This is a genomic window from Haloglycomyces albus DSM 45210 (genome assembly GCF_000527155.1).
In the GTDB taxonomy this organism is placed as follows: Bacteria; Actinomycetota; Actinomycetes; order Mycobacteriales; family Micromonosporaceae; genus Haloglycomyces; species Haloglycomyces albus.
The window spans coordinates 2,349,311-2,373,554 of record NZ_AZUQ01000001.1 but is presented as its reverse complement, the minus strand read 5'-3'; the positions used below and the strand labels follow the sequence as shown (position 1 = coordinate 2,373,554).

Here is a 24,244-nt window from a genome sequence, read left to right as displayed (position 1 = left end):
GCCTTCCCTCTTAGAACGGAATGTCGTCGTCATCGTCAGCGGCCAGTTCGAAGGGATCGCGGGCGGCGGTCACCGACGCACCGGTACCCGCCGGTGGCGGGCCCGCTTCTTCCGGACGAGTCGCCCAGGACGGGAACGGGAATCCCACCACCAAGGGAACGGGGAGTTCCGGCTGTGCCACGAACATGGTTCCCGGTTTCGCCATCAGCACCCGTCCCCGCTGCGCGTGGGTCAGGAATCCGTACTCGGGTCGGGTCGCTTCGGCGGCGTCCAAACGACCCACGACGCGAACGGCGGAGTTGGCCGCCACCCGCCGCTCCACTTCCGAGGCCGTCTGTTGCGCACCGATGAGAACGATACCCAGCGAGCGCCCACGTTCGGCGATGTCGAGGAGAAGGTCCTTGATGGGGCTGGACCCGTCCCGTGGAGCGTACTTGTTCAGTTCGTCGAGCACGATGAACTGCAGCGGTCGAGCCGTGCCGGACTTTTCCTTTCGCTCGAATTCGGCGCGAAGCGTCACTCCGACAACGAATCGCTGGGCCCGGTCGGGAAGATTGTGCAGATCCACCACGCGTACTTGGGCGGGCGATTCGTCTTCGGCGGGCGGAGACAGGTCGCCACGCACGATTCGCGACAGGTCACGACGGCTGGCGACCAAACGTCGAATGAACGCACTGATCGTTCCGAGTCCGACGGCCGTTCCCGCCCATTGGCCGCGTTCGGCTTCGTCGGAGAGCCGCTCGCAGATGAAGTCCACCAGGTGGTCGTAACTGGTCAGCAGTTCTCCGTCCAGAGCGACCGCGCCGTTGTCCTTCGGGCGTGCCTCTTTGCGCAGACGGGCGGTGACCTGGTTGACCACCATGGTGTACTGCTGCCGGTCGTCGTCCGCGTCGGCGAATACGAAAGGCAGGAGTCCTTCGGTGCAGAATTCCGCCAGACTCCAGTACAGCGGTGCCACACCTGTGGAGCGGCAGGCCACGTCCGGGACGCCCTTCGGGTCCCCGATTCGGGGCGGAGCGTCGACCCGCACGGACGGAAACGGTCCGGGCGTGAGGCCCAAACGGTGGTACTGTTCACCGGTGGCGTCGTCCAATTTGCTGTTGGGGTGGTCGAGGAGAAGAAGGTCCTCTCCCTTGACGTTGAATATGAGGGCCTTGGTGTTGGCCGCCTCCCCTTCGAGCGCCTTGGAACGAAACAGGGAGTACAGAAGCCACGTGGCGAAGGAGGTTTTGGTCGCCACCCCGCTGACGCCGGAAATCGACACGTGGGCACCGCGTTTCCCGGTGAGGAAGTCGGCGTTCAGAAACACCGGATGGCCGTCGCGTGAGAATCCCAGGGGCACACGATGTTCCATCCCGTCAAAGTACAGGGCCCGATCGCGGTCGTCGGCGGCCGCTCGGGAGACGACCGCTCCGGGAAGCGGCGGAACGAAGATCTCCGGCTCCACCCGAGTCACGGTGACTTCGGCGGCCTCCTGCACCTGGGCGGGAAGATGCCCTTCACTGATGTCGAACACGTCCGAGTCGAACTGGGCCCCTTCGTGACGGCTGCGAACCGCGGTCACCACGCCGGAGATCCGCACCGTCCCCACCTCGGGTACCTCGCGTTCGGTGATCAGCACATCGTCGAGTTGTGCGTAAGCGGTGGATTCCACCGCTGTCCAGAACGACAGCGGAGTGGCGTCCTCGGTCCCCAGTACTCGTCCGATGGCTTCACTCATGAGCGTCATTGTGACAGATATCGGCAGATCAAATTACCGTTGGCTTCCAGGGCGTGGGCCAGTCGCATGGAATTCGTCGCCTTCGCGGGCGTTCCCGCAGCTATCCGGTCGGGCCCCGCGCCCACCAACAAGGGCGAATAGGTGACGTCCAACTCGTCGACCAGTCCGGCGGCCACAAGATCACCGAAAACGCGCGGTCCACCCTCGCTGAGGACATGCCGCAGTCCGCGTTCACGCAAGTGTGCGATCGCGGACTGATAGTCGATCGCGCCCCTACCGACGGCGATCACGTCGCAGACCTCACGGAGCGCGGAAAGGCGTGATGCCGGTGCGTCGGCGGCACAGACGACGATCGGAGTACGTGGGGCATCGGTGATCAGCGACGCCGTCGGGCTCAAACCTGCCGAAGCGCTCGCCACCGCCATGACGGGATACTCGGGTTTCCCTTGGGCGAGCCGCCACTGCCGCCGCTCGGAACTCAACAACAGGGGGCCGTAGTTCTCGGCCGACACGGTTCCCATTCCCGCCAGCAGGACGTCACAGCCGGCGCGTAGAAGCTTGAAAACCCGCTTGTCCTCCTGTCCCGACAGGCCGCCGCTGACTCCGTCGAGGGTGGCGGCTCCGTCGGCCGACGACACGAAGTTCACCCGCAACCAGGATTCCTTCGGGGGTCGATAGGCCTCGCGCAGTTCATCGTCGGTCAGCCCGTCCAGCCGGTTCAGGGTAGGTAGCTTGTGCACCACGCCAGCGTACCGCAGGGGGCGGTCACGACGTCCTACCCACGGCTGAGACGGGAGTTCCGCACACGAAAAAAGGACCGGTTTGGCCCACCGGTCCGTCGGGCTCGGTTCCACGGCTCGCTGCGGAAACGCTGACGTCGGCAAGCCGTGTCGCCGACTCTAGCTTTTCGCGGTGTCGGCCTCTCCACCGTCGTCCATCGAGGCGCGGATATCGGCCAAACGAGCGTTGGTGACCGACGAGTCCTTCCCCTCGGCCGCTGGCTTCTCTTCGGCCCCCTTCGATTCCGAGGCCGAACCGGAGAGCTTGTCGCCTTCCATGGAGGCACGAATCTGATCGAGTCGCGAGACACCCGCCATGTCTTGGGAGGCCTTCTCGACCTCCATCATGCGGCCTTCCACACTGTTGCTCGCCAATTCGGCACGCCCCATGGCCGTGGAGTAGCGCGATTCGATCTTGTCGCGCACCTCGCCGAAGTCGGGCGTGCTGCCACCACCGGCGGTGCTGGACATCGATTCCAACGACGAAGCGATCGTCTCCTGCATTTTGGCCTGTTCGAGCTGCCCCATGAGCTTGGTGCGCTCCTGCAGCTTCTGCTGCAGCATCTTCTGGTTGTTCTCCACCGCTTCCTTCGCCTGGTCCGCCGCTTGAAGGGCCTGGTCGTGCATGACCTTCAGGTCTTCCAGCGACTGTTCGGTGGACACCAATTGACCGGCGAGCACTTCAGCGGTGTTTTCGAACTCGCGGGCTTTGCTCTCGTCCCCGTCGGCACGGGCTTTGTCGGCAAGGACCAACGCCTGGCGAGCCTGCGATTGGAGGCGCTCGACCTCTTCCATCTGACGGTTCAGCTTCATCTCCAGCTGACGCTGGTTTCCCAATACGGAGGCAGCCTGGCTGACCAAGGTCTGGTGCTGCTTCTGTGCCTCTTCAATGGCTTGCTGGATTTGAATCTTGGGGTCGGCGTGTTCATCGATTTTCGCGCCGAACAGCGCCATTAGATACTTCCAGCCCTTAACGAACGGATTGGCCATTATTGGGTCCTTCCGGTGGTTTACTCTACGCCGACGCTTTAATAAGGTTTGCAAACGTTCCCCACCTGTTTCCAGTGTGAATCAGCTCGGGCCGCTGCGCAACTAGAGACGAGATAGGTCCTGTTTCCAGGGTGAGCCATCCTCGCTACCGCAGTACGTTCAAGGATAACCACAACTAATTGTAGAGACCGCCGTAGCGGCCTCACGCACAGGTCAATACCCGATTCTAGTACGCCCCAGTGCAAGCCTCGAGGCGGAGTCGACGCCCGATTACGGTCAGCCGATCGACTCCAGCACCGAATTGGTCACTTCGCCACCCGTCGTTCGCTTGTGAGACGAATTCACCGGCACGGAAGAACCCTTGGGCCGAGCGTGCTTGTCGCCGCCACCCAGAGGGCGACGGTGCTCGGTGGCGGGCAGCTGCGGACGAGGCAGCACCCGAACCTGTGTGGCGTCCGTTTCCACGTGATCGTCGCGTTCGGCCCTGGAGACTTCACGGGTGACATCCGCTAGGACCTCGCTGAGTTTCACTTGGAGTGCGCCGCAAACCGACGAGAGCAGCTCGCTGGACGGTTCCTTGTGACCTCTTTCGATTTCGGAGAGGTACCCCAGACTCACGTTCGCGTCTTTGGAAACCTCGCGCAGGGTCCGCCTTTGGGCACGGCGACGTCGTCGAAGGGTCTGTCCAAGCATTTCCCTCATCAAGACCATCGCGTCCTCCAAGTCTGTCAATTTGAGTGTTGCTTTATAGACTAGCGCGTTTACCCGACATTGCGTCCAGACACTTTCCAGGCTTTCCAGAGATAGTCCAGTCCGGTGAATACCGTCAGTACGAACGCTATAGCCATCAATATCGGCCCCAGCATGTCAATCGGCTCGGGCCAAGGGAACAAATACCAGGCCACAGCGGAGATCTGAAAAACAGTCTTGGCTTTACCACCGCTACCCGCCGGAATCACCGCATGTCTCAAAACAGCCATGCGTAGTCCGGTTATTCCCAGTTCACGAACCAGAATAATAACCGTTACCCACCACGGGAGTACCTCGTAAAAACTGAACAGAATAAGCGCGGCCCCGATCAACGCCTTGTCCGCGATCGGATCGGCGAGCTTACCGAACGACGTCACCAATCCGCGCGAACGCGCCAGCCAACCGTCCAGAAAATCGGTAAGGGAGGCGATGAGAAACACCGCGGTCGCGATGATTTGGAGCTTGGCGTCGTCCATACCCGATTGAACGACGATATAGACGAACAGCGGGATCAGCGCGATTCGCGCGACGGTAATGGCATTGGCGATATTCCACACCGATACCGGTCGGGGATGTGTGCTCACCGAGAAACCTCGATTACTTCAGCGGTCAGATCTACACCGTAGGCGTCTACAACTTGTGCCGTAACCATATCGCCCACCCGAAGATCGTCGACATCGCCCACCAGCGCGGTCGTTCCGTCCACCTCGGGGGCCTGATGCGCCGCCCGCCCGTCGACACCGTCGTCGGCGACCGATTCCACCAGCACGTCGACGGTCTCACCGATACGCTCCGCCGCGCGCTGGGTGACCAGCTCGTCGACCAATGCCGATATGCGGCTGACACGTTCGTCGACGACGTCTTGGTCCACGTGACCGTCGAGTTCGACGGCGGCGGTCCCGTCTTCGTCAGAGTAGGCGAATACTCCGGTGGCATCCAGCTGGGCCCGATCCAGGAAATCCGCCAATTCGTCGACGTCGGCCTCCGTCTCGCCGGGGAAGCCGACGATGACGTTCGTGCGGGCTCCCGCGTTCGGGTCATAGGAGCGAATTTGATCGAGAAGCGCCAAGAAGGTCTCGGTGGAACCGAAACGCCGCATCCGCCGCAGTACCTCCGATGCGGAATGCTGGAACGACAGATCGTAATAGGGAACGACCTGGTCTATCGTTCCCATTGCCGTAATCAGCGCCGGGCGCAGTTCGGCCGGCTGCAGGTACGACAGCCGTATCCACTCAATCCCGTCAATGTCGGCGAGGCGCTTCAATACGCCCACCAGCGCGTCGGGGTCGCCCAGGTCCTTACCGTAGGACGTGGTGTTCTCACTGACAAGGTTGAGTTCACGGACGCCGTCGGAGGCGAGCCACTCCGCCTCGGCGACGATCTCATCGGGATGACGGGAGATGAACGAGCCACGGAAGCTGGGGATGGCGCAGAAGGTGCAGCGTCGATCGCAACCTGAGGCGATCTTCAAGTTGGCCACCGGTCCGCTGCTGAGCCGTCGACGCATGACGGTGAGGTGGGCCGGCGCCGATTGGTCGACGGCCGCGGAGTCGGCCTGGCTTTCCCGGCTGTGGCCTGGGACGACCGTGTCGTTGTCCTGGCGCTGTACCGGACTGACCGGGAGCATCTTGCGCCGGTCGGTGGGTCGATGCGAGGTGACCGTCTCCCCGGCGAGGACCTGATCCAGCCGTTCGGCGATGCGAGGATAATGGTCGAAACCGAGAACGGCGTCGGCTTCCGGCAGCGATCCGGCCAGTTCGTCACCGTAACGCTGTGCCATGCAGCCGGTAGCGACGACCTTCTTGCCGGTGTCGGACGCCGCCAGAAGCGTGTCGATCGATTCGGTCTTGGCCTGCTCGATGAAACCGCAGGTATTCACCATGATGACATCGGCGTCGTCGCTTTCCTCGGTGAGCGACCACCCACCCTGGTCCAGACGCGCCGCCAACTCTTCGGAGTCGGTTTCATTGCGAGCGCATCCTAGGGTGACGACCGATACTTTTCGTGAGTTTTCATCCACTGCTGACACCAGTCAGATTCTACCGACCATCGTGGGGACTTTGCCGGGGGCCGAGGCGGCGAGGTGCATTACCTTTCACTCCACGACTAGAGAGTGATGTGCACCTCCGCCACCCGGTCGACTCGCCGGCTCAGGGGCGGCCTCAGGCGTCGCGTCGCTGGGAGCGCCAGGCGTCGACGGCCTCGTCCACCTGCACGAGTCCACGCCGGAGGGGTGGCCCGTCGCCGGGGAACATGAGGGCCTTCTTCAGTCGCGTGTTGAGGTCGTCCAGGTATTTTCGTACCCGGGTTTCGGTGGAAAGCCCTGCGAGAGTGTCGTCGAGTGCGTCGAGTTCACGGGCGAGCTTGATGGTGGTGGGCAAGGCGTCGGCACCGATGTTTTCCCGGGTACTCTTCTGCTTCAACCACCAGTCCTCGCCATAGGATTCGGAATCCTGCGGCAAGGGTTTCCCCGCGCCGGGTAGGTTGTCGAATTCTCCACGCCGCTGTGCGTCGGCGATGGCTCCTTCGATTCCGCGTTCCGCTTTGGTCATGGGGTGGGTTCTCCTCTCAACGAAGCGATGACCCCGTCCAGGTCATCCGGTTTCACCAGGACGTCTCGGGCCTTGGTACCTTCGGAGGGGCCGACGACGCCTCGCGTTTCCATGAGGTCCATCAGGCGGCCCGCCTTGGCGAACCCGACACGTAGTTTACGTTGCAGCATCGATGTCGATCCGAATTGCGTGGTCACGACCTGCTCGACGGCCTGACAGAGCACGTCGAGATCACCGCCGATATCCGGGTCGATGTCCTTCTTGGCCGATGCGCTCGCGGTGACCTCTTCGATGTATTGCGGGGTCATCTGCTGTTTGGCATGGGCGACCACGGCGTCGATTTCGGCGTCTCCGACCCAGGACCCTTGGATACGCTCGGGTTTGGCCGCACCCATGGGGAGGAAGAGCCCGTCTCCGCGACCGACCAGTTTCTCGGCTCCCGGCTGGTCCAGGATGACTCGGCTGTCGGCCAGGGACGAGGTGGAGAAGGCCAGCCGCGAGGGCACATTGGCCTTGATCAGTCCGGTCACGACGTCCACCGAGGGGCGTTGTGTCGCCAGGATGAGGTGGATGCCCGCCGCTCGGGCCAGCTGCGTGATACGGACCACGGCTTCCTCGACGTCCCGTGCCGCCACCATCATCAGATCGGCCAACTCATCGACGATGACCAGGAGGTAGGGGTGTTTGCGGGCGGGACGGTCACTGCCGGGCATGGTTTCCAGCTCTCCGGCGTCGACCTTTTTGTTGAACTCCTCGATGTGCCGCACTCCGGCTCCGGCGAGGTCTTCGTAACGCTGGTCCATTTCCTTGACCACCCAGTTCAACGCGTCGGCGGCCTTCTTCGGGTTGGTGACGATGGGATGCACCAGATGGGGAATGCCCTCATAGGAACTGAGCTCGACGCGTTTGGGGTCCACCAACAGGACACGCACCTCGTCCGGGGTCGCACGGGTCAACAGTGACATGAGGATCGAGTTGATGCAGCTGGATTTACCCGACCCGGTCGCTCCGGCGATGAGCATGTGCGGAGCCTTGGTCAGGTTGGACAGCACGAAGCCGCCTTCGATGTCCTTGCCCAGCCCGGTCACGAGGGGGTGTTGGTCGTCGCGTGCCTGCCGCGAGCGCAGCACGTCTCCCAGGGCGACGTTTTCCCGGTCGGTATTGGGGATTTCCACACCGACGGCGCTTTTCCCGGGGATCGGGTTGATGATACGGATATCGGCGCTTTTGACCGCGTAGGCGATGTTCTTCGACAGCTGCAGAACACGTTCGACCTTCACCGCCGGGCCGAGTTCCACTTCGTAGCGTGTCACCGTGGGTCCACGCGTAAATCCGGTAACCGCGGCGTCTACTTTGAACTGTTCAAAGACCTCTTGAAGTGAGGCGATGACGGTTTCGTTGGCCTTCGAGCGTTTCTTGGCGGCCGGGCCGACCGTCAGGAGGTCGAGCGAGGGCGTCTCGTACGTACCCTCCGAATCCACCTCGTTGACCAACGGCGCGGACGCGGTAGGCGGTTCGGGGGCTTTCTCGGGCATGATGACCGCCGCCGAATCGGCACTTCCGGTACCGGCTTCCTCCGCCACATCGATCGGATCGTCGTTGAGCTGGGGTACCTCCTGTGGTTTCAACCGTGGTGGCCCGGAGGGCTCGTCCTCCTCGCTCATGACCACGGTGTCCTGTGTTTCGGATTTGGTGGGACGACGCCGTTTTGACTTCTTGGGAGTATCCGGCGGGTCCGCATCGCGCGTTTCCGACGCTCCGGAATAGTCGGGAACCTTTCCGGTCGCCAAGGCCCACAACGACGCCAGACGTGCCGGGATCTCGGCGACCGGCGTGGCCGTGGCGACCAATACGCCGAAAAACAGCAGCAGCACGAGCAAAGGCACCGCCACCCAGGCCGAGACTCCGAAGGACAGCGCTCCACCGATGATCCAGCCGAGCTGTCCGCCCGCCTCCATACGGTCACTCATGGCGGTGGGTTGGCCGTCAATGAGATGCAGTAGGCCGAGGCAGGCGGCCCACATGGCGATCCAGCCGACCAGAGAGCGTCCGTGTCCTTCCTCGGGAGGTGCTTGACGCATGAGTTTGACTCCCCACAACGCCAAGAGGACCGGCAACACGCGGGTGGCCAAGCCCATGAGCCATTCCAAACCGAAGGAAAAGTACTTGCCCGCCACGCCGGTGACGTCGAACCATACGGCCGCGCCCAACACAATGCCGAGCGCGATCCAGATGAGCCCCAAACCGTCACGTCGGAATTCGGGGTCCAACTCGCGCGCGCTGGCGGCTTCCTGTCCCACCGAACGGGCGAGCCACCCGGTGGCGCGGGCGGTTCCGCTCCAAATTCCCCGTGCCGCCATACCTCCGGCTTCGAGCGGTCCGGGAATCATATCGGCACGACGTTGTTTGGCGGCCCGCTTCTGCGCGGGGGTCCTTTTCGTGCGCCCCGCCGTGGAGGAACGGCGTGCGGTGGTCCGCTTTTTGGCTCCGCCGCTCTGCCTCGGTGGAGTGCGACGTGTGTTCGTGGAGCGTCGTGCACTCGATCGCGTGGTGCGCGATCGCTTCTTCGCCGTAGTCTTACGGGCACGTGAGGTTCCGGCCATGTAATTGAGGATAACCCTCACAATGGAAGACTTGCTGCGGAGTTGGGCGTTAAAGTACAGACGTGGGAAAAACAGTAGTGATTACAGGCGCCGGACGCGGTTTGGGTCGTGCGCTGGCGGAAAAATTCATCGCTCACGGCGACCGGGTGGTTCCGGTGGTACGGAACGACTCGTCTGTGGAAGACCTGGACGTCGATACGACCATTGTGGCGGATCTGTCGGACGCCACGACGATAGCCGGTGCCGTACAGCAAGCCGATGTGGACGAGGTGGACATTCTCATTCACAATGCCGGTGTGGCCCATATCGGTTCACTCGCCGAACAAGGTTTGGAACAGTGGCGTCAGTCTCTGGACGTCAATGTACTGGCTCCCGTGGAGTTGACTCGAGTGCTCTTGCCTCGCCTGCGAGAATCGAAGGGGCATATTCTGTTCGTCAATTCCGGAGCGGGACTCTCCGCCGGTCCGGTATGGGCCTCGTATGCGGCGTCCAAGCATGCGCTGAAAGCGGTCGCCGATTCCCTACGAGCGGAGGAACGACCTCACGGAGTGCGGGTTTCGAGCCTGTATCCCTCCCATTTCGACACCGACATGCAGCGTCAGGTTCGCGACGACCTCGGAGCGAAGTACGATCCTGCCCGCGCCACCAGTGTCGACAGCATCGCCGACTCGATCATCGCCCTGGTGGACTCTCCCGCCGACCTGGTTTTCGAGGACGTCCGTGTCGCACCGCCGAATCCATTGTCGATGTCCACACCAAAGAAGTAACACGGCGACGTTCGTCGGCACTTCCCAACGACGTGACGGTGTTTCACGCAATCATACGGTTGCCCGGAGTCCCCGTCCAGTATGGTGGGGACATGACACATTCAAACCCGTCTCCCTCGGGGCCTCCGGAACACGGCAATCAATCCGGGGACGACTCCATACCCGATTCCGATGCCGACAAGGTCTCCTTCGCGCCGGACATGACCCCGCCGACCGACCAAGGCTCGTCTCAACCCAGCAGCCCAAGTGAGCAGCAACCGCCGCACTCGGCGCCGCCCCCGCCACCCCCGGCCATGCCTCCACCCGCTCCCGCGATGTCGAAACCCGAACCGCCGCTGGGCATGATCCTGGGGCTCATCGTCGCCGCCCTCGGACTCATCCTCCTGGCAGTGGGACTCATCCTCCCCATCGTCGAGGTCGACACGGAGGATCTCAGTGAATCGGGAGGCATGTTCTCCATTTACTCCATCCCTTATGCCGCTTCGGGTGGATTCGAAAACAAGAGCCTGATCATCCTGCCGTTCCTGGTTCTCGCCGTCATCGCGGCCGCAACCCGCTTCGATCGAATCAAATGGCCGGTCCGTGCCGCTGCGGTCTTTCTGGCGGTCCTGAGCATCGCCGCCGCCTACATTCCCATGGCCGAGGCCTCCCATATGGTCGACTTTCTGCAGCAGGACCAAGACGAGGTGGACATCAGCGTCTCGGTCGGGGGCGGCTTCTACTTCGTCATGTTCGGCTCCATCGCGCTCGCGGCCTCCACGTTCCTCATGGATCTAAAACTGCAGATGCAGCCCCAGCAGAACCAGGGACCATACTACGGGCCGGTGACCGGCGGCGGCCCCAATCAGCCGACGGTGACCATGCAACCCAACCAAAACCCACCGCAATAGAATTATGGCCCTGGAATTGCGAAGAATTCCAGGGCCATTACGATAACTCGGCGCTTTAAACCTCCAGCACGTGCGGAACGATCATGGGGCGCCGCCGATAGGTGTCGTTGACCCACTTCCCCACCGTTCGACGCATGATCTGTTGCAGACGGTGCGGATCGAGGACGTCGTCACGGGCCGCCTTTTCCATCGCACTGTTGATCAACGGCAAAACCTCGTCAAAGGCACGTGGATCGTTGGAGAAGCCTTTGGCCGAGATCGTGGGGCCACCGACGACCTTGCCGTTCTCCGAATCGATCACTACCGTCGCCGAGATGAATCCCCCGTCTCCGAGCACGCGACGTTCCCGCAGAACGGGCTCGACCACGTCGCCCACGGAAAGACCGTCCACGTAAACGAGTTTGTTGTCGACATGCCCGACCAGCTCCGCCTTACCGTCGATCAGATCGATGACGTCACCGTTCTCCGCCACGATCACCTGATCCTCTTCCACTCCGGACTGCGTCGCCAAACGCGCGTGCGCCTGTAGATGGCGTGCCTCTCCGTGGATTGGAATGACGTTGGACGGCTTCACGGTATTGAGCACGTACAGCAACTCACCGGCCGGCGCGTGCCCCGAGACGTGCACCTTGGCCACACCCTTGTGGATCACCGTAGCCCCGGTCATGGCAAGACGGTTGATCACACCATAGACGGCGGTCTCATTGCCCGGTACCAGCGACGAGGCCAGAATGATCGTGTCGTCGGGCTCGATGGTGATATGCCGGTGGTCACCGGAGGCCATGCGTCCCAAGGCACTCATCGGTTCGCCCTGCGAACCGGTCGACATGAAGACGACCTCGTCGTTGGGCAGATCCACCGCCCGATCCATGCTGACCAGAAGCCCCTCGGGAACCCGCAACAAGCCAAGGTCCTGGGCGATCCCCATGTTGCGCACCATGGAACGGCCCACGAAGGCGACCTTCCGGCCGTGATTGTGCGCGGCGTCGAAGATCTGCTGCACGCGGTGCACGTGGCTGGCGAACGAGGCGACGATGATACGCCCCTGCACCCCGTCGAACATGTCGTCGATGACCGGTCCGATTTCACGTTCCGACGTCACGAAACCAGGCGTCTCCGCGTTCGTGGAATCGGACAGGAGCAGGTCCACACCTTCACGGCCCAAACGACCGAAGCCGGCCAGGTCGGTAATGCGGCCGTCCAGCGGCAACTGGTCCATTTTGAAGTCCCCGGTGTGCAGGGCCAAACCGGCAGAGGTACGAATCGCGACCGCCAAAGCGTCCGGAATCGAGTGGTTGACCGCTAGAAACTCCAGCCCGAACGGACCAAGGTCCAGGGTGTCGTCCTCGGTGACGATCGTGGTGGTCGGCTTGATGCGGTGCTCTCTCAGCTTCGCCTCAACGAGCGAGATCGAGAACTGCGACCCGACCAGAGGAATGTCGTTTTTATGTTTCAACAGGTATGGAATACCACCGATATGATCCTCGTGGCCGTGAGTGACCACGATGGCTTCAATGTCGTCGAGCCGATCCAGAATCGGTGAGAAGTCCGGCAGAATCAAATCCACCCCGGGCTGATCCACATCGGGAAACAGCACTCCGCAGTCCACAATCAGAAGACGACCCTCATGCTCGAAGAGGGTCATGTTACGACCGATCGCGCCCAGTCCCCCCAGAGGAACGACGCGCAACCCTCCGGGAGCCAATTCGGACGGTGCGGCAAGATTCTTCGGTCGCGTTAGACTCACAGGTTTTCCTCCACCAGCGCCAGATTCTGTTTAATAAGCTCAACGGTCGGCGCATCGGCGGGCGGCAAAGGCATACGCGGATCACCGGCGGGAAGGCCCTTCGCCTTCAATGCCGCCTTCACCGCGACTACCCCCTGGGCCGGACCCTGCAAGGCATGCAACGCAGGCAGCAGACCGTCGGACACCGCCAGCGCGCGATCCGTCTCGCCTTTGTCGTAAGCGTCGAACATCGTATTGATGTGCTTGCCAACCAGGTGGGCGATGACGCTGACCACGCCGACCTGACCGGTGGAATACGCCGGAAGATTCAACGAATCGACACCACAGTATACCGCCAGGCCGGTGTCCACACGAACACGTTGCGTAAAACGAATATCGTGCGTGGCGTCTTTGACCGCCACGATCTGCGGGTGTTTTGCCAAAATGTCATAGGTGTAGGGAGTAAGGGTGATACCCGTGCGTATCGGAATGTCGTACAGCATGGCGGGCAGATCGGTGGAGTCGACGATCGCCTTGAAATGCGCTTCCACACCGTCTTGAGGCGGCTGCGAGTAGTACGGCGTCACCAGCAGCAAACCGTTGGCTCCGGCCTTCTCAGCGGCCTTGGCCTGTTCGATGGAATGCGCAGTATTGTTCGTGGACGCTCCGGACACGATATGAGCACGATCTCCCACCGCGTCGACCACGGTTTCGATGAGCTGAACCTTCTCGGCGTCAGTGGTCGTCGGGGATTCACCGGTCGTGCCGTTGAGCACCAAACCGTCACAACCTTGGTCATCCACCAGATACCTGGCCAATTCCGCCGCCCCCGGCACATCCAGCTCTCCGGAACGGGTAAACGGCGTGATCATGGCAACCAATGTCCGCCCGAAGGGGCGCGTCACATTACGCATACTTTTTCACCAATACTAGTTAGGCGCCCGCACCGGAGGCTACCCACCGGAGGGACGCGAACGAACCAACGCTACTGGTCAGGTCACTACCAGGCCGTCCGACCCGGTCCATTCCAGCTCTGACGTTACCGTCTTATCGCTCGAAGCTCCACTACCTGACCAGTCACAACTACCTCAATTGTGGCCGCCCCACGGGGCCACCTTCAACATTTTTCCACGGGGAATTCGGCGGATTCTACCCCTCCGTGACATACGGAGACGATGCCACTTCGGTTCCATCCTCGAGTTCGGTGATGGTGAAATCAGCGAACACATTGGGGGCCTTGTCCTGCAGCTGGCGCAGGCACTCGATCGCCATGGCCCGAATTTCCACGTCGGCGTGCTCGCTCGCCCGCATCGCGATGAAGTGACGCCAAGCACGGTAATTGCCTGTTACCACCATACGAGTCTCAGTCGCGTTGGGAAGAATCGCCCGTGCAGCCTGGCGCGCTTGCTTGCGACGCAGCGTCCGGTTCTCCACATCCGCGAATTTCTTCTCCAGCCCTTCGAGCAGTTCGGTATAGGCTTTCTGGCTCGCTTCGGCGGCGTCGAGAAACTTCTGATGCAGCTCCGGGTCGTCGGCGATCACGTCGGGCTCGACCATTTGGGCGTCCCGTTCGGGAACATAACGCTGCGACAGCTGCGAATAGGAGAAGTGCCGGTGGCGAATCAGCTCGTGGGTGAGCGACCGTGAAATTCCGGTCAAATAGAAGGAGACACTGCCGTGCTCCAAGACCGACAGGTGACCCACACGCATAATATGATCAAGGTAGCCGGTATTGGTCGCGGTTTTAGGGTTGGGTTTCTTCCAGGACTGATAGCAGGCACGTCCGGCGAATTCCGCGAGAGCCTGGCCGCCCTCGGCGTCGGCCTCCCACGGCACGTCCTCCGGCGGTTCGAAATGCGTCCAGGCGATGAGCCGAACATTGAGCGGTGCAATCTCTGTCATGGAAGTGTCCCCCTTGTATTATCGCCGTACCTAGGCCGATCCGGGCCTACGCTTGCCGTCGTAGCACCACCCGGGCCTGGTCACCGTGGTCCTTCGACTAATGACTCTACCCTCTGAACCCGCGAGAGCCAGCACTCACCGGCGTGCGACGACCCCTTCCACTCCACCTGCGGCCGCGCACCCGTTTACCACCGGTTTTCAGTTCTCCACCCTGGGCGTCCAACATTCGCTTGACCGTGTTTCAACTCGAGTACCGTGACATCAGCACGACGGAACGTTCGGTTTCGCCCGCTGGACTTGACAGACATCAAATATGATGTCATTATGGCGTCATGGATTTGACACCGTACATCGACTCACTGCGCCGCAGCCTCACAGCCGCTGCCGCGCCGGCGGGTGACGATGCCGCACAGACCGCCGAACTCTTGGCCGAGGCTCTCGACTCCGGTGCACGTCTTGCCTTGATGGAGGCTCTCTCCGAGGCCGCCGCCGAGATCACCGACGATCTCGACAAGGCAGGGTCGGATGCTTCGGTCGACCTCAAGATCCGAGGTAAAGACGTCAGCTTCACCATAAACAACGTCGAAACCGACGTGGCAGAAGTTCCACCGACACCACCCAGCGACGACGACGTCTCCCGAATCACGCTACGACTACCCGAATCGCTCAAGGAGGATGTGGAGGCCGCGGCCGCGAACTCCGGCATATCCGTCAATGCCTGGCTGGTACGAGCGGTCAACGGCGCCGTACATTCACGCGGCTCGGGACCGCAACGCGGCGCCAAGCACAGTCAACGCGTCACCGGCTACGCACGGGCCTAATACGCGACCCATGACCGCTCACACACATCAGCAAAGGGAATAACCATGAATGAGTACACCGAATTCGAAGCCGATGGGCCCATAACCGCGTCCATCACCCTGGCCGATGGATCCGCCACCGTTACCGGACACGACTCCGATACCGTTTTCGTCGAGATCCGGGCGGCCCGCACCAGCGATTCCGGTGACGACGCGGCCGATTTGGCCAAGGTCGACTTCGATTCCAACCACCTTCGGATCGTCGCCCCGGAAAAACAAAGCAACTGGTTTTTCAAAAAGAACATCGCCGTCCACATCGACGTCAAGGTGCCGTTCGGTTCCGACATCAGCCTGAAATCGGCCTCCGCACCGCTCTACACGCTGGGACGGATGGGTCCCGTCGCCGCACACACGGCCGCCGGGCAGATCGAAATAGAGCAGGCACAGACCGTGCGCGCCACCACGGCCTCGGGAAGCATCAACATCCAAAACGCTTCGGACGACGTTCGCGTGAACACCGCCTCGGGATCGGTCGACATCAATCACGTCGGCGGTGAACTCAGCATCAACACCGTTTCCGGAACCGCGACCGTCTACCGCGCCGACTCCTCGATCAAGGCCAAAACGGTGTCCGGTTCCATCGACCTGGAAGCGGTCTCCCACGGCGTGGTGAACACCAAGACCGTCTCCGGCTCCATCGACATCGGCGTCGTTCCGGGCACGGACATATGGATGGACTTGGACGCGAAGGCCGGTTCGGTCATCAGCGACCTCGCCGCCGGAGACACCTCGCCTCGACCGAGCGAGGACGGCAAGAACGTAGAGATCAACGCCCGCTCGCTGTCGGGAGACATCCACCTGCACCGTTCGGTACGGGCTTGATGGCACACGCTAGACGTACAGGAGGCTAAAGGGTTCGAAGGGCAGATTCCGCAATACCCAGTACAACCCCCAGGCACCAAAGAACCAACCGATAACGGCCGGAGTCATTCGCAATCGCGGTACATTCCAGCGTAGGCGGGGAAACAAACGCGGCCCGGCCCAGGTAGCGAACATCCATACCAAGAACGGGGCGGCGAACACCGCAATCGCATGGTGACGCGCCGCCTCAGGTATGTCCAGCGTCAACGCGTAGTAGAAGGCCCTCGTTCCACCACACCCCGGGCAGTCGAAACCGGTCATCATTTTAAACAGACACGTCGTCGGGCCGACGTCGTCGGTCGGATCGATCCACAGAACCGCCCCGGCCGCCACGACAAAACCGGCCAGAACCGCGACCGGCCCCATCCAGCCTCGCCAGAATCCACGCTGCGAGGGCTGATCAGAACGAGACTGCGAGGTGTCGGTCTCCGGTACGGTACTCAACGACATGCCTACAGCATAGAGGAATTACACCAGGAACGCTCGACGGCGGTCTACCTCAGAACTTTCGCATCGAACACGAATCCAATAACGCGGTCTGGCGAATTCGCGACATCACGGGATGATTTGGATTTAATCTCATGTCATGTCTCTCCCACGCCGCTACGCCGCGCTCACGATGACGTTGGGGCTCGTGTTCGCTCTGACCGCGTGCGTTCACGCCAACGCTGCCGTCGACCTGCGCGCGGACAACACCGCCAGCGGCTCGATCACGGTGATGTGGGACGGAGACCTGTGGCAACAGACCAGTGTGAACGATTCCGAAATGACGCCGAGACAATTCAACGGTTTCGTCAACGGAGTTATCGAGTCCGTTCCCTACCAGCACCGGGAATCGATTCACCGCCACGGATTGGTAGGACAGCGCGTGTCGTTCCACAATATACCGATCGATGCCATGCATCCGTTCATCACCAACGAAATGGGCAATCTATCGGTCAGTAGAAGCGAGCGCACCTGGGTGGCCGAAGGCTATTGGAATCTCAAGCACGATTCGACCGCCACGCTACCCCCCGGCCTGAATTACCAGGTTGCGGTCACCTTTCCCGCCAACGTAGCCGAACACAACGGAACGCTGGAAGGCCGAACGGTCACCTGGGTTCTGGAACCGGGTCAGGAATACCGTCTCCACGCCCGGGCAGTGCAGTTCGACGGCGGTCGCATCACCCTCATCGCATTGTCCCTGTCCATCGCGGTGCTCGGTGCCCTATGGGCATGGCAATTGCATCGCCTCAGCCGGTACTCCCTGCGTAAACCGGGACAGGGCTTCTAACATGGAGCTTTATCGCAGCGGGAGCACACGAGGAAAGAAACCCGCGGAAGAACCCGACGAGTCCGAAACCAAGGTCACGGTGGGACAGGTCATCGCCGCCGCCGGTGCCTCCACTTTGGGAGCGTTGATCATCCGTTACCTCGGTGCCTGGGGAACCGTCTGGGGTACCGCGATTCTGAGTCTGGTCGCCACCATTGGATCGGTACTGATCCTGCGTGCCATGCGACGCGCTCACGAGCGTATTCGGGTAACCGAACAGGACTCCACCGAAACCGAAGCCACCGCAGAAGCGGATGACGAGCGCACGAATGTCATACCCACCTTTAAAGCCACGTCCCACGAATACGTACACAAATCCTCCTCCCGTAAACGCCTGTTGGTCAGCACCGCCATTGCCAGTGTCATCGTCTTCGCCATCACCATGGGCGCACTCCTCCTGCTCGGGGTGTTCACCGGCCAAGGGGATCGTTACGTTACTCCACCCCGGGTGACGGTCACGATCAATCCGCCGACCGCTGAGCCCCCTCCCCAAACCGCCTCACCGTCTCCCACCGAATCCCCGACCGAGACCCCGACGGCCGAACCCAGCATTTCGATCAGCCCGTCGCCCTCACCTTCCATATCGCCCTCACCCTCACCGTCGCCTTCCCCGTCTCCCTCTCCGAGCCCGTCGCCGAGCCCGGTGGAGGAATAAATCCACGGAATACCCTTGGTCAATAGCGTGTTGCACAATGTAGTGCCGCATCAAGGGGACTATGCCCACCCGAGTGAATGCTCGTGTGTAGCAGGCGGTAAAGTATCGTAATACGGTTGATATCAAATCGTAATACTTCACACAATGGGTAGCATCCTGATGCGTGAACTGTGACCATTGGAGTTCGGGCATGGATCGTCTCATTGATTCTCCGACTCCATGTATACCCATAATTGAATACTCGCCATCGGGGGAACCCCATCTTCACGGTCTACCGACAGGATCCGTTCACGGAGACGATCACTCGTCATCTCACCGGTCTCAATGCCACTCGAGCCGGGACACATTCCATGTCCAGACCACCTTCCACGTCCATACCACCACCTCATTGACTTATGCCAGGAGGGCTCGTGGCTGTACAGCAGGCTGAAAAACAGACACCAACCATTACCCCACAGCCGGCCACCGTTAACCGCACTCGGACTCATAGAAGCGGCGATACGTCGCTGAGCTTGGGGCAGATAGCGGCCGCGACCGCCGCCTCGACCCTAGGAGCCGTGGTGGCCAAAGGGCTCGGATTGTGGGGGACAGTCACCGGAACCGCGATTCTCAGTGTGTGCGCCACTGTCGGTTCCGTATTCATACTGCGTGCCATGCGCTCGACCCACGCCAAGGTCAAGGCGCAGGTCACCCAGTTGAACTCTCTACGTCGCTCAAACCCGGCGTCCCATACCGGCGACGGACCTACCGCCAGCGCCACGTATCCGGTGGCAATTCGCTACGCCGACGACTCCGACCTGGACGCGACTCAGGTGTCGGTGATTCCGGTCGTTCCCGAAACACCGGCTCCCCTCACCGAAACGCGGAAAATGCCGCCGCTCGCCGAATTCGATTCGACCGACAAACAGAGCAAGCGCTGGAAACGGACCACGCTGACGGCCGCCATCTCTTCGGCCGTGGTGTTCGTTCTCACCATGATCATATTGTCGATCGTCGGCCAAGTCGCCACTGGAAACGTCAGTCGTTACTACGGCGACAACAGCGCACCGCCGGAAAGCGCCCCCGCCGAACAGGACGAGGCGCCATACGACGATCCAGGCGGTGCTGTTCCGGAAGACGTTGTCCCTGAGGAAGACGCCGACAGCGAGACGGATGCGGAGAATACCGACTCCCCTGAGGCGAACGATTCCGGGACCCCGGAGGACGAACCCACCGAGTCTCCAGAGGAATCAACCTCCGACGAGCCTGAAACACCCGAGGAGTCGGAGGACGTGCCGGAGGACGACACCGAGCCGGAACCGAGCGAACCCAGCGATGAAAGCAGCGAGGACGAAGAACAGAGTTCCTAAACCTCGCATAGAGAAAAATCAGTCCAAGATTTCATCGAGACCAACTGTAAGACCTGGCGATTCGGCGGTACGTCGAATCGCCAGCAAAACACCCGGCATGAAGGACTGCCGATCGGTGGAGTCGTGAGACAGCGTCAACCGTTCCCCTTCACCACCGAACCAGACTTGCTGGCTGGCCACGTACCCGGCAGAACGTATCGCATGGACCGGAACTCCATCGATATCGGCTCCCCGCGCACCTTTCTCATCTCGCTCGGTGGCGTCCGGAGCGGGCGGCAAACCCCGTCGTGCCTGTGCGATGCGCTCAGCGGTATGCGCTGCGGTGCCGGAAGGAGCATCGATCTTACGGGGATGGTGCGCTTCGATGACCTCCACCGACGGAAAATACGGAGCCGCTTGAGCGGCGAACCGCATCATCAAGACCGCTCCGATCGAGAAGTTCGGAATAATGGCCGCGCCCGACTGTGCGCCATCGACCCACTGACGAACACGATCAATCCGTTCGGCGTCAAAACCGCTGACGCCCACTACAGGACGAATGCCGTTGTCCAGACACCATTTCACATTCGACATGACCACGTCGGGCAAGGTGAAGTCCAGAACCACTTCGGCTTCGGCCCGACTGAGTTCTTCCAACTCGTCATCCCGTCCCAGCGCGGCGACCAATTCCATGTCCCCGGCCTCATTAACCGCTTGAACGGCAGTAGAACCCATCCGTCCATGCGCCCCCAAAATACCTACCCGAATCATCGTCCACCCTTCTGGTTCGTTAACCGGTTAACGCAGGCGTATCTACCATCGCCCGTAGACATTAAAAGCCGGTCCCCCAGTGTCAAACCGAGGAACCAGCCAAAGATATAACGTATCAAGTTGAACCGCGAGCACGCCCAAGCTCCAGCACCAATCCGAAAACCCAACCAGCGAGCCGCCAGCAGACCACATAGCGTGCGTACATGCGGTAGGTAATGCTGCCTGTGCTCCCTAAAGAGCTGCCGTCACTCCATCCCCACGGCTACGCCAACTGGCGAGATGCTAGCACTGAAAGTGCGATGCGGCGGTAGAGCCGGCCGTACCTTCAGGACGAAATCGGCCATCGCGCAAGTTTTACGAAACTGGCGAGCTTCGAGCGCAGCGCAGAAGCGGTAGAGCTGCCTGTGCTCCCTAAAGAGCTGCCGTCACACTTTCCCCAAGGATGAGCCAACTGGCGAGCCGCTAACAGCGCGCGTAGCGCGTGTGCAGCGGCGGTAGAGCTGGAGAAGAGCTCAGGTTGTTCCAGGTGCTTCAGATTTGCGCGAGGAGGATTCGTCGCGACCTTCAGGTCGTGAGAATCCCCCACAGCGCAAATATGGAGTGCCTGGGGCAAGCTGAGCGGTCACCTAACTCCCGACGACGACGGCGGCGGCGCTGTTGCCCTTCGTTGTCCGAGTCGCCGCGGCCTTCGTTGTTGTTCCGCGATCCTCCCCCGCGCGAACCTCCACGGCCACCGCCGCGACCTTCGCGACGGTTTTCGTCGCGCTGTGGACGTCCCTTCTTGTAGCCTTCCGGCTCTTCGCCTTCGGGGTAGACCTTGTCGAGGTAGATCTTGCCGCGATTGTCGAGATCGCTGATCTCCACCTCGAGCTTGTCGCCTACGTTGAGCACGTCTTCCACGCGGTCGACGCGCTTGCCGTCGCCCACCTTCGAGATGTGCAGGAGCCCGTCGCGACCGGGCAGAAGTGAGATGAAGGCACCGAAGTCGGTGGTCTTGACGACCGTACCGAGGAAACGGTCACCCACGTTGGCCTGTGCCGGGTTGGCGATTCCGTTGATCACTTCGACGGCGGCATCGGCCTGCGAGCCGTTTTCCGCCGATACGTAGATCGTGCCGTCGTCTTCGACGGTCACGTCGGCACCGGTGTCTTCGGTGATCTGGTTGATCGTCTGTCCCTTCGGACCGATGACCGCACCGATCTTGTCCACCGGAACCTTGAGCGTAGTGATGCGCGGTGCGGAGGCGGCCAGTTCGCCGGGCGCGATAATGGCCGAGGACATGACGTCCAGGATTTCCAGGCGCGCTTCCCTGGCTTGGCTGAGAGCGTTCTTCAGCACGTCCGAAGGAAGCCCGTCGAGTTTGGTGTCCAACTGCAGCGCGGTGACGAATTCGGTGGTACCGGCGACCTTGAAGTCCATGTCGCCATAGGCGTCTTCCGCTCCGAGGATGTCGGTCAGGGTGACGTAGTTGGTTTCCCCGTCGACCTCTTCGCTGATGAGTCCCATGGCGATACCGGCAACCGAGGCCTTCAGTGGAACCCCGGCGCTCATCAGGCTCATGGACGACGCACAGACCGACCCCATCGAGGTCGAACCGTTCGAACCGATCGCCTCCGATACCTGACGGATGGCGTAGGGGAATTCCTCTTTGCCGGGAAGCACGGGCACCAGAGCCCGTTCCGCCAAGGCGCCGTGACCGATTTCGCGGCGCTTCGGCGTGCCGACGCGACCGGTCTCCCCTGTGGAGTAGGGCGGCATGTTGTAGTTGTGCATGTAGCGCTTTTTGGTGACCGGCGAGAGCGTGTCGATCGACTGCTCCATGCGCAGCATGTTGAGCGTCGTGACTCCCAGGATCTGGGTTTCGCCGCGTTCGAACAGGGCCGAACCGTGCACGCGGGGCAGGATGCCCACTTCCGCCGCCAGAGGACGGATATCGGTCGGCGTCCGTCCGTCGATACGGAGGCGCTCGGAAATCACCCGACGACGCACGTACTTTTTGGTCAGCGAGCGCAGCGCATTGCTGATTTCGCCTTCGCGACCTTCGAAATCGGCGCCGATCTTCTCGAGTAGTTCGGCTTTGACCGCGTCGAGTTCGGTCCCGCGTTCGGCCTTGTCGGCGATGGTGAGGGCGCGATCCAGACGTGGCCCGACGGCTTGTTCCACGGCCTCGAAGACATCGTCCTGGTATTCGGGGAAGCGCGGGTACTCGCCTTCGGATTTGGCGGTGCGGGAGGCCAGATCACTCTGGGCCCGTACCAGTTCGGCGATGACGGGCTTGACCGCTTCGATACCGTCGGCGACGATGTTCTCAGTCGGCTGCGGTGCGCCGTTTTCGATGAGGTCATAGGAGGTGTCGGTGGCTTCGGCCTCGACCATCATGATGGCCACGTCGCCGTCGTCGAGGACACGGCCGGTGACGACCATGTCGAAGGTGGCCCGTTCGATTTCCTCCACAGTGGGGAAGAAGACCCACTGGCCGTCGATGTGCACCGCTCGGGTCGACCCCAGGGGACCCGAGAACGGGAGCCCGGCCAACTGGGTGGACATGGATGCGGCGTTCATGGCGATGACGTCGTACTCGTGTTTTTCGTCGAGCGACATGATCGTTCCGACTACCTGCACCTCGTTGCGCAGTCCGTCGGCGAACGTGGGACGGATGCCTCGGTCGATGAGACGGCAGGTAAGGATGGCGTTTTCACTGGGACGCCCTTCCCGGCGGAAGAAGGACCCGGGAATCCGACCGGCGGCGTACATACGCTCTTCGATGTCGACCGTCAGTGGGAAGAAGTCGAAGTGTTCCTTGGGCGTACGGGAGGCGGAGGTGGTGGAGAGGACGACGCTGTCGCCCATCGTGACTACCGCCGACCCCTGCGCGAGTTTGGCGAGTTTTCCCGCACTGAAGGTGATCTCGCGCTTTCCGAAATCACCGTTGTCGATCACCGCGGTGGCGTGGTCGTTGCCAAGACGGTGTGCGTTGCTCACCCCGTTTGGGGCTTCTGGTTCTGTCATAAGAGTTGCTTTACTCCGTTCATTTGTTTGGAGTACAACTCACCTGTCAGGTTGTCACCGAGTGGGCCCAGCGACTCATTGCGCGGGGTCAACTCCACACCGCAGTGCATTGGAGCCATCCTGTGGTCGGGACCGAGCTTGGCCCGACGGTTCCGGTCTTCGATCGAAGCACACGGTAATTGCCGTCGTTCGAGTCGAGACTCGAACCGATGGTGTCACCGTATGCCACTACCGAGGACCGGGGTACGCGGCGAGTTGTACGCGATATACAGTACGTCGGTCTCTTTGGAATGCTACCTGTCATGAGTCCACCAGACGAACATTTCACATTTGACAGGCTTACTCAAACGCTCGCTGGACGTTTCTTTGGTTTTCGCTCAATGACGCGATTTTCCAGCGCGGTGCCGTCTTCGTGTTCGACTGGGAATCTCGATAGACCTACAAGACCCCTTATACGCCGATGGGAGCGGCCCTTGCCGCTCCCATCCAGCTGATTAACCGCGAATTCCGAGACGCTCGATGAGCGAGCGGTAGCGGTTGATGTCCTGATTACGCAGGTATTTCAGCAGACGACGACGCTTACCGACCAGCAGGAGAAGACCACGACGTGAGTGGTGGTCGTGCTTGTGCTGCTTGGAGTGTTCGGTCAGCTCCGAAATACGAGCGGTCAACAGCGCCACCTGGACCTCGGTCGAACCCGAGTCACCTTCGTGGGTGGCGTATTCCTTGATGATTTCAGCCTTCTGGGCAGTATCGAGCGCCATTTCTC

22 protein-coding genes are annotated in these 24,244 nt (G+C 61.4%); 7 read left to right on the top strand and 15 right to left on the bottom strand.

What is annotated here, in order from left to right; genetic code table 11:
• Positions 1-10 precede the first annotated feature (10 nt).
• The 8 genes from HALAL_RS0111100 to HALAL_RS0111065 form a co-directional block, all read right to left on the bottom strand.
• Complete coding sequence (locus HALAL_RS0111100) at positions 11-1,729, bottom strand: ATP-binding protein (protein WP_025274079.1); 1,719 nt, start codon at positions 1,727-1,729, stop codon at positions 11-13.
• Entirely contained in the window at positions 1,726-2,460 is a 735-nt protein-coding gene (locus tag HALAL_RS0111095; RefSeq protein ID WP_169732439.1) for a pyrimidine reductase family protein, read from the bottom strand. Before HALAL_RS0111095 ends, HALAL_RS0111100 begins: the two co-directional genes overlap by 4 nt.
• Before the next feature lie 159 nt (positions 2,461-2,619).
• The gene (locus HALAL_RS0111090) at positions 2,620-3,489 is read right to left on the bottom strand and encodes a PspA/IM30 family protein (RefSeq protein ID WP_025274077.1); all 870 of its coding nucleotides are present in this window, start codon (positions 3,487-3,489) and stop codon (positions 2,620-2,622) included.
• A gap of 276 nt (positions 3,490-3,765) precedes the next feature.
• Entirely contained in the window at positions 3,766-4,200 is a 435-nt protein-coding gene (locus tag HALAL_RS19215; RefSeq protein WP_025274076.1) for a helix-turn-helix domain-containing protein, read from the bottom strand.
• Positions 4,201-4,250: 50 nt separating this feature from the next.
• The gene (pgsA, locus tag HALAL_RS0111080; RefSeq protein ID WP_025274075.1) at positions 4,251-4,823 is read right to left on the bottom strand and encodes a CDP-diacylglycerol--glycerol-3-phosphate 3-phosphatidyltransferase; all 573 of its coding nucleotides are present in this window, start codon (positions 4,821-4,823) and stop codon (positions 4,251-4,253) included.
• On the bottom strand, positions 4,820-6,271 hold the full coding sequence (rimO, locus tag HALAL_RS0111075) for a 30S ribosomal protein S12 methylthiotransferase RimO (RefSeq protein WP_025274074.1): 1,452 nt from the start codon (positions 6,269-6,271) through the stop codon (positions 4,820-4,822). The genes pgsA and rimO overlap by 4 nt, the downstream gene beginning before the upstream one ends.
• Positions 6,272-6,401: 130 nt before the next feature.
• On the bottom strand, positions 6,402-6,791 hold the full coding sequence (locus HALAL_RS0111070) for a DnaJ family domain-containing protein (protein WP_025274073.1): 390 nt from the start codon (positions 6,789-6,791) through the stop codon (positions 6,402-6,404).
• Positions 6,788-9,394 carry an FtsK/SpoIIIE family DNA translocase gene (locus HALAL_RS0111065; protein ID WP_025274072.1) on the bottom strand — a complete coding sequence of 869 codons (2,607 nt, stop codon included), beginning with the start codon at positions 9,392-9,394 and terminating at the stop codon, positions 6,788-6,790. Before HALAL_RS0111065 ends, HALAL_RS0111070 begins: the two co-directional genes overlap by 4 nt.
• A gap of 62 nt (positions 9,395-9,456) precedes the next feature.
• Between HALAL_RS0111065 and HALAL_RS0111060 the strand changes: the two genes are divergently transcribed.
• Entirely contained in the window at positions 9,457-10,161 is a 705-nt protein-coding gene (locus tag HALAL_RS0111060) for an SDR family oxidoreductase (protein WP_084471966.1), read from the top strand.
• Between the two features lie 92 nt (positions 10,162-10,253).
• Entirely contained in the window at positions 10,254-11,051 is a 798-nt protein-coding gene (locus tag HALAL_RS0111055; protein WP_025274070.1) for a hypothetical protein, read from the top strand.
• A gap of 55 nt (positions 11,052-11,106) precedes the next feature.
• Here HALAL_RS0111055 and HALAL_RS0111050 read toward each other — a convergent pair whose 3' ends face one another.
• The 3 genes from HALAL_RS0111050 to thyX form a co-directional block, all read right to left on the bottom strand.
• Entirely contained in the window at positions 11,107-12,798 is a 1,692-nt protein-coding gene (locus tag HALAL_RS0111050) for a ribonuclease J (RefSeq protein ID WP_025274069.1), read from the bottom strand.
• Positions 12,795-13,691, bottom strand: coding sequence for a 4-hydroxy-tetrahydrodipicolinate synthase (dapA, locus tag HALAL_RS0111045; RefSeq protein WP_029767787.1), 897 nt, complete (start codon positions 13,689-13,691; stop codon positions 12,795-12,797). Before dapA ends, HALAL_RS0111050 begins: the two co-directional genes overlap by 4 nt.
• Before the next feature lie 235 nt (positions 13,692-13,926).
• A complete protein-coding gene (gene thyX / locus HALAL_RS0111040; protein WP_025274067.1) occupies positions 13,927-14,679 on the bottom strand; it encodes an FAD-dependent thymidylate synthase in 753 nt (250 codons plus the stop codon).
• A 332-nt stretch (positions 14,680-15,011) separates the two neighbouring features.
• On the opposite strand from thyX, the gene HALAL_RS0111035 reads away from it, so the two are divergent.
• Together HALAL_RS0111035 and HALAL_RS0111030 are read left to right on the top strand one after the other, a co-directional pair.
• Complete coding sequence (locus HALAL_RS0111035) at positions 15,012-15,500, top strand: toxin-antitoxin system HicB family antitoxin (protein WP_025274066.1); 489 nt, start codon at positions 15,012-15,014, stop codon at positions 15,498-15,500.
• A 45-nt stretch (positions 15,501-15,545) separates the two neighbouring features.
• A complete protein-coding gene (locus tag HALAL_RS0111030) occupies positions 15,546-16,361 on the top strand; it encodes a DUF4097 family beta strand repeat-containing protein (protein WP_025274065.1) in 816 nt (271 codons plus the stop codon).
• Between the two features lie 9 nt (positions 16,362-16,370).
• On the opposite strand, the gene HALAL_RS16885 is transcribed toward HALAL_RS0111030, so the two are convergent.
• Complete coding sequence (locus HALAL_RS16885) at positions 16,371-16,850, bottom strand: DUF2752 domain-containing protein (protein ID WP_025274064.1); 480 nt, start codon at positions 16,848-16,850, stop codon at positions 16,371-16,373.
• A 136-nt stretch (positions 16,851-16,986) separates the two neighbouring features.
• Here HALAL_RS16885 and HALAL_RS0111020 point away from each other — a divergent pair, with 136 nt between their 5' ends.
• From HALAL_RS0111020 to HALAL_RS0111010, 3 genes are all read left to right on the top strand, one after another.
• Positions 16,987-17,673, top strand: coding sequence for an LppM family (lipo)protein (locus HALAL_RS0111020; protein WP_025274063.1), 687 nt, complete (start codon positions 16,987-16,989; stop codon positions 17,671-17,673).
• A 1-nt stretch (position 17,674) separates the two neighbouring features.
• On the top strand, positions 17,675-18,367 hold the full coding sequence (locus tag HALAL_RS0111015) for a hypothetical protein (protein ID WP_025274062.1): 693 nt from the start codon (positions 17,675-17,677) through the stop codon (positions 18,365-18,367).
• Between the two features lie 410 nt (positions 18,368-18,777).
• Positions 18,778-19,716, top strand: coding sequence for an ICP22 family protein (locus tag HALAL_RS0111010; protein WP_025274061.1), 939 nt, complete (start codon positions 18,778-18,780; stop codon positions 19,714-19,716).
• An 18-nt stretch (positions 19,717-19,734) separates the two neighbouring features.
• Here HALAL_RS0111010 and dapB read toward each other — a convergent pair whose 3' ends face one another.
• The 3 genes from dapB to rpsO all read right to left on the bottom strand — a co-directional run bounded on the left by dapB (position 19,735) and on the right by rpsO (position 24,239).
• Positions 19,735-20,463: a 4-hydroxy-tetrahydrodipicolinate reductase gene (gene dapB, locus HALAL_RS0111005; protein ID WP_025274060.1), complete on the bottom strand. Its 729-nt coding sequence runs from the start codon at positions 20,461-20,463 to the stop codon at positions 19,735-19,737.
• A gap of 567 nt (positions 20,464-21,030) precedes the next feature.
• Positions 21,031-23,475 carry a polyribonucleotide nucleotidyltransferase gene (locus tag HALAL_RS0111000; RefSeq protein ID WP_084471965.1) on the bottom strand — a complete coding sequence of 815 codons (2,445 nt, stop codon included), beginning with the start codon at positions 23,473-23,475 and terminating at the stop codon, positions 21,031-21,033.
• Between the two features lie 494 nt (positions 23,476-23,969).
• A complete protein-coding gene (gene rpsO, locus HALAL_RS0110995) occupies positions 23,970-24,239 on the bottom strand; it encodes a 30S ribosomal protein S15 (RefSeq protein ID WP_025274058.1) in 270 nt (89 codons plus the stop codon).
• Positions 24,240-24,244 lie beyond the last annotated feature (5 nt).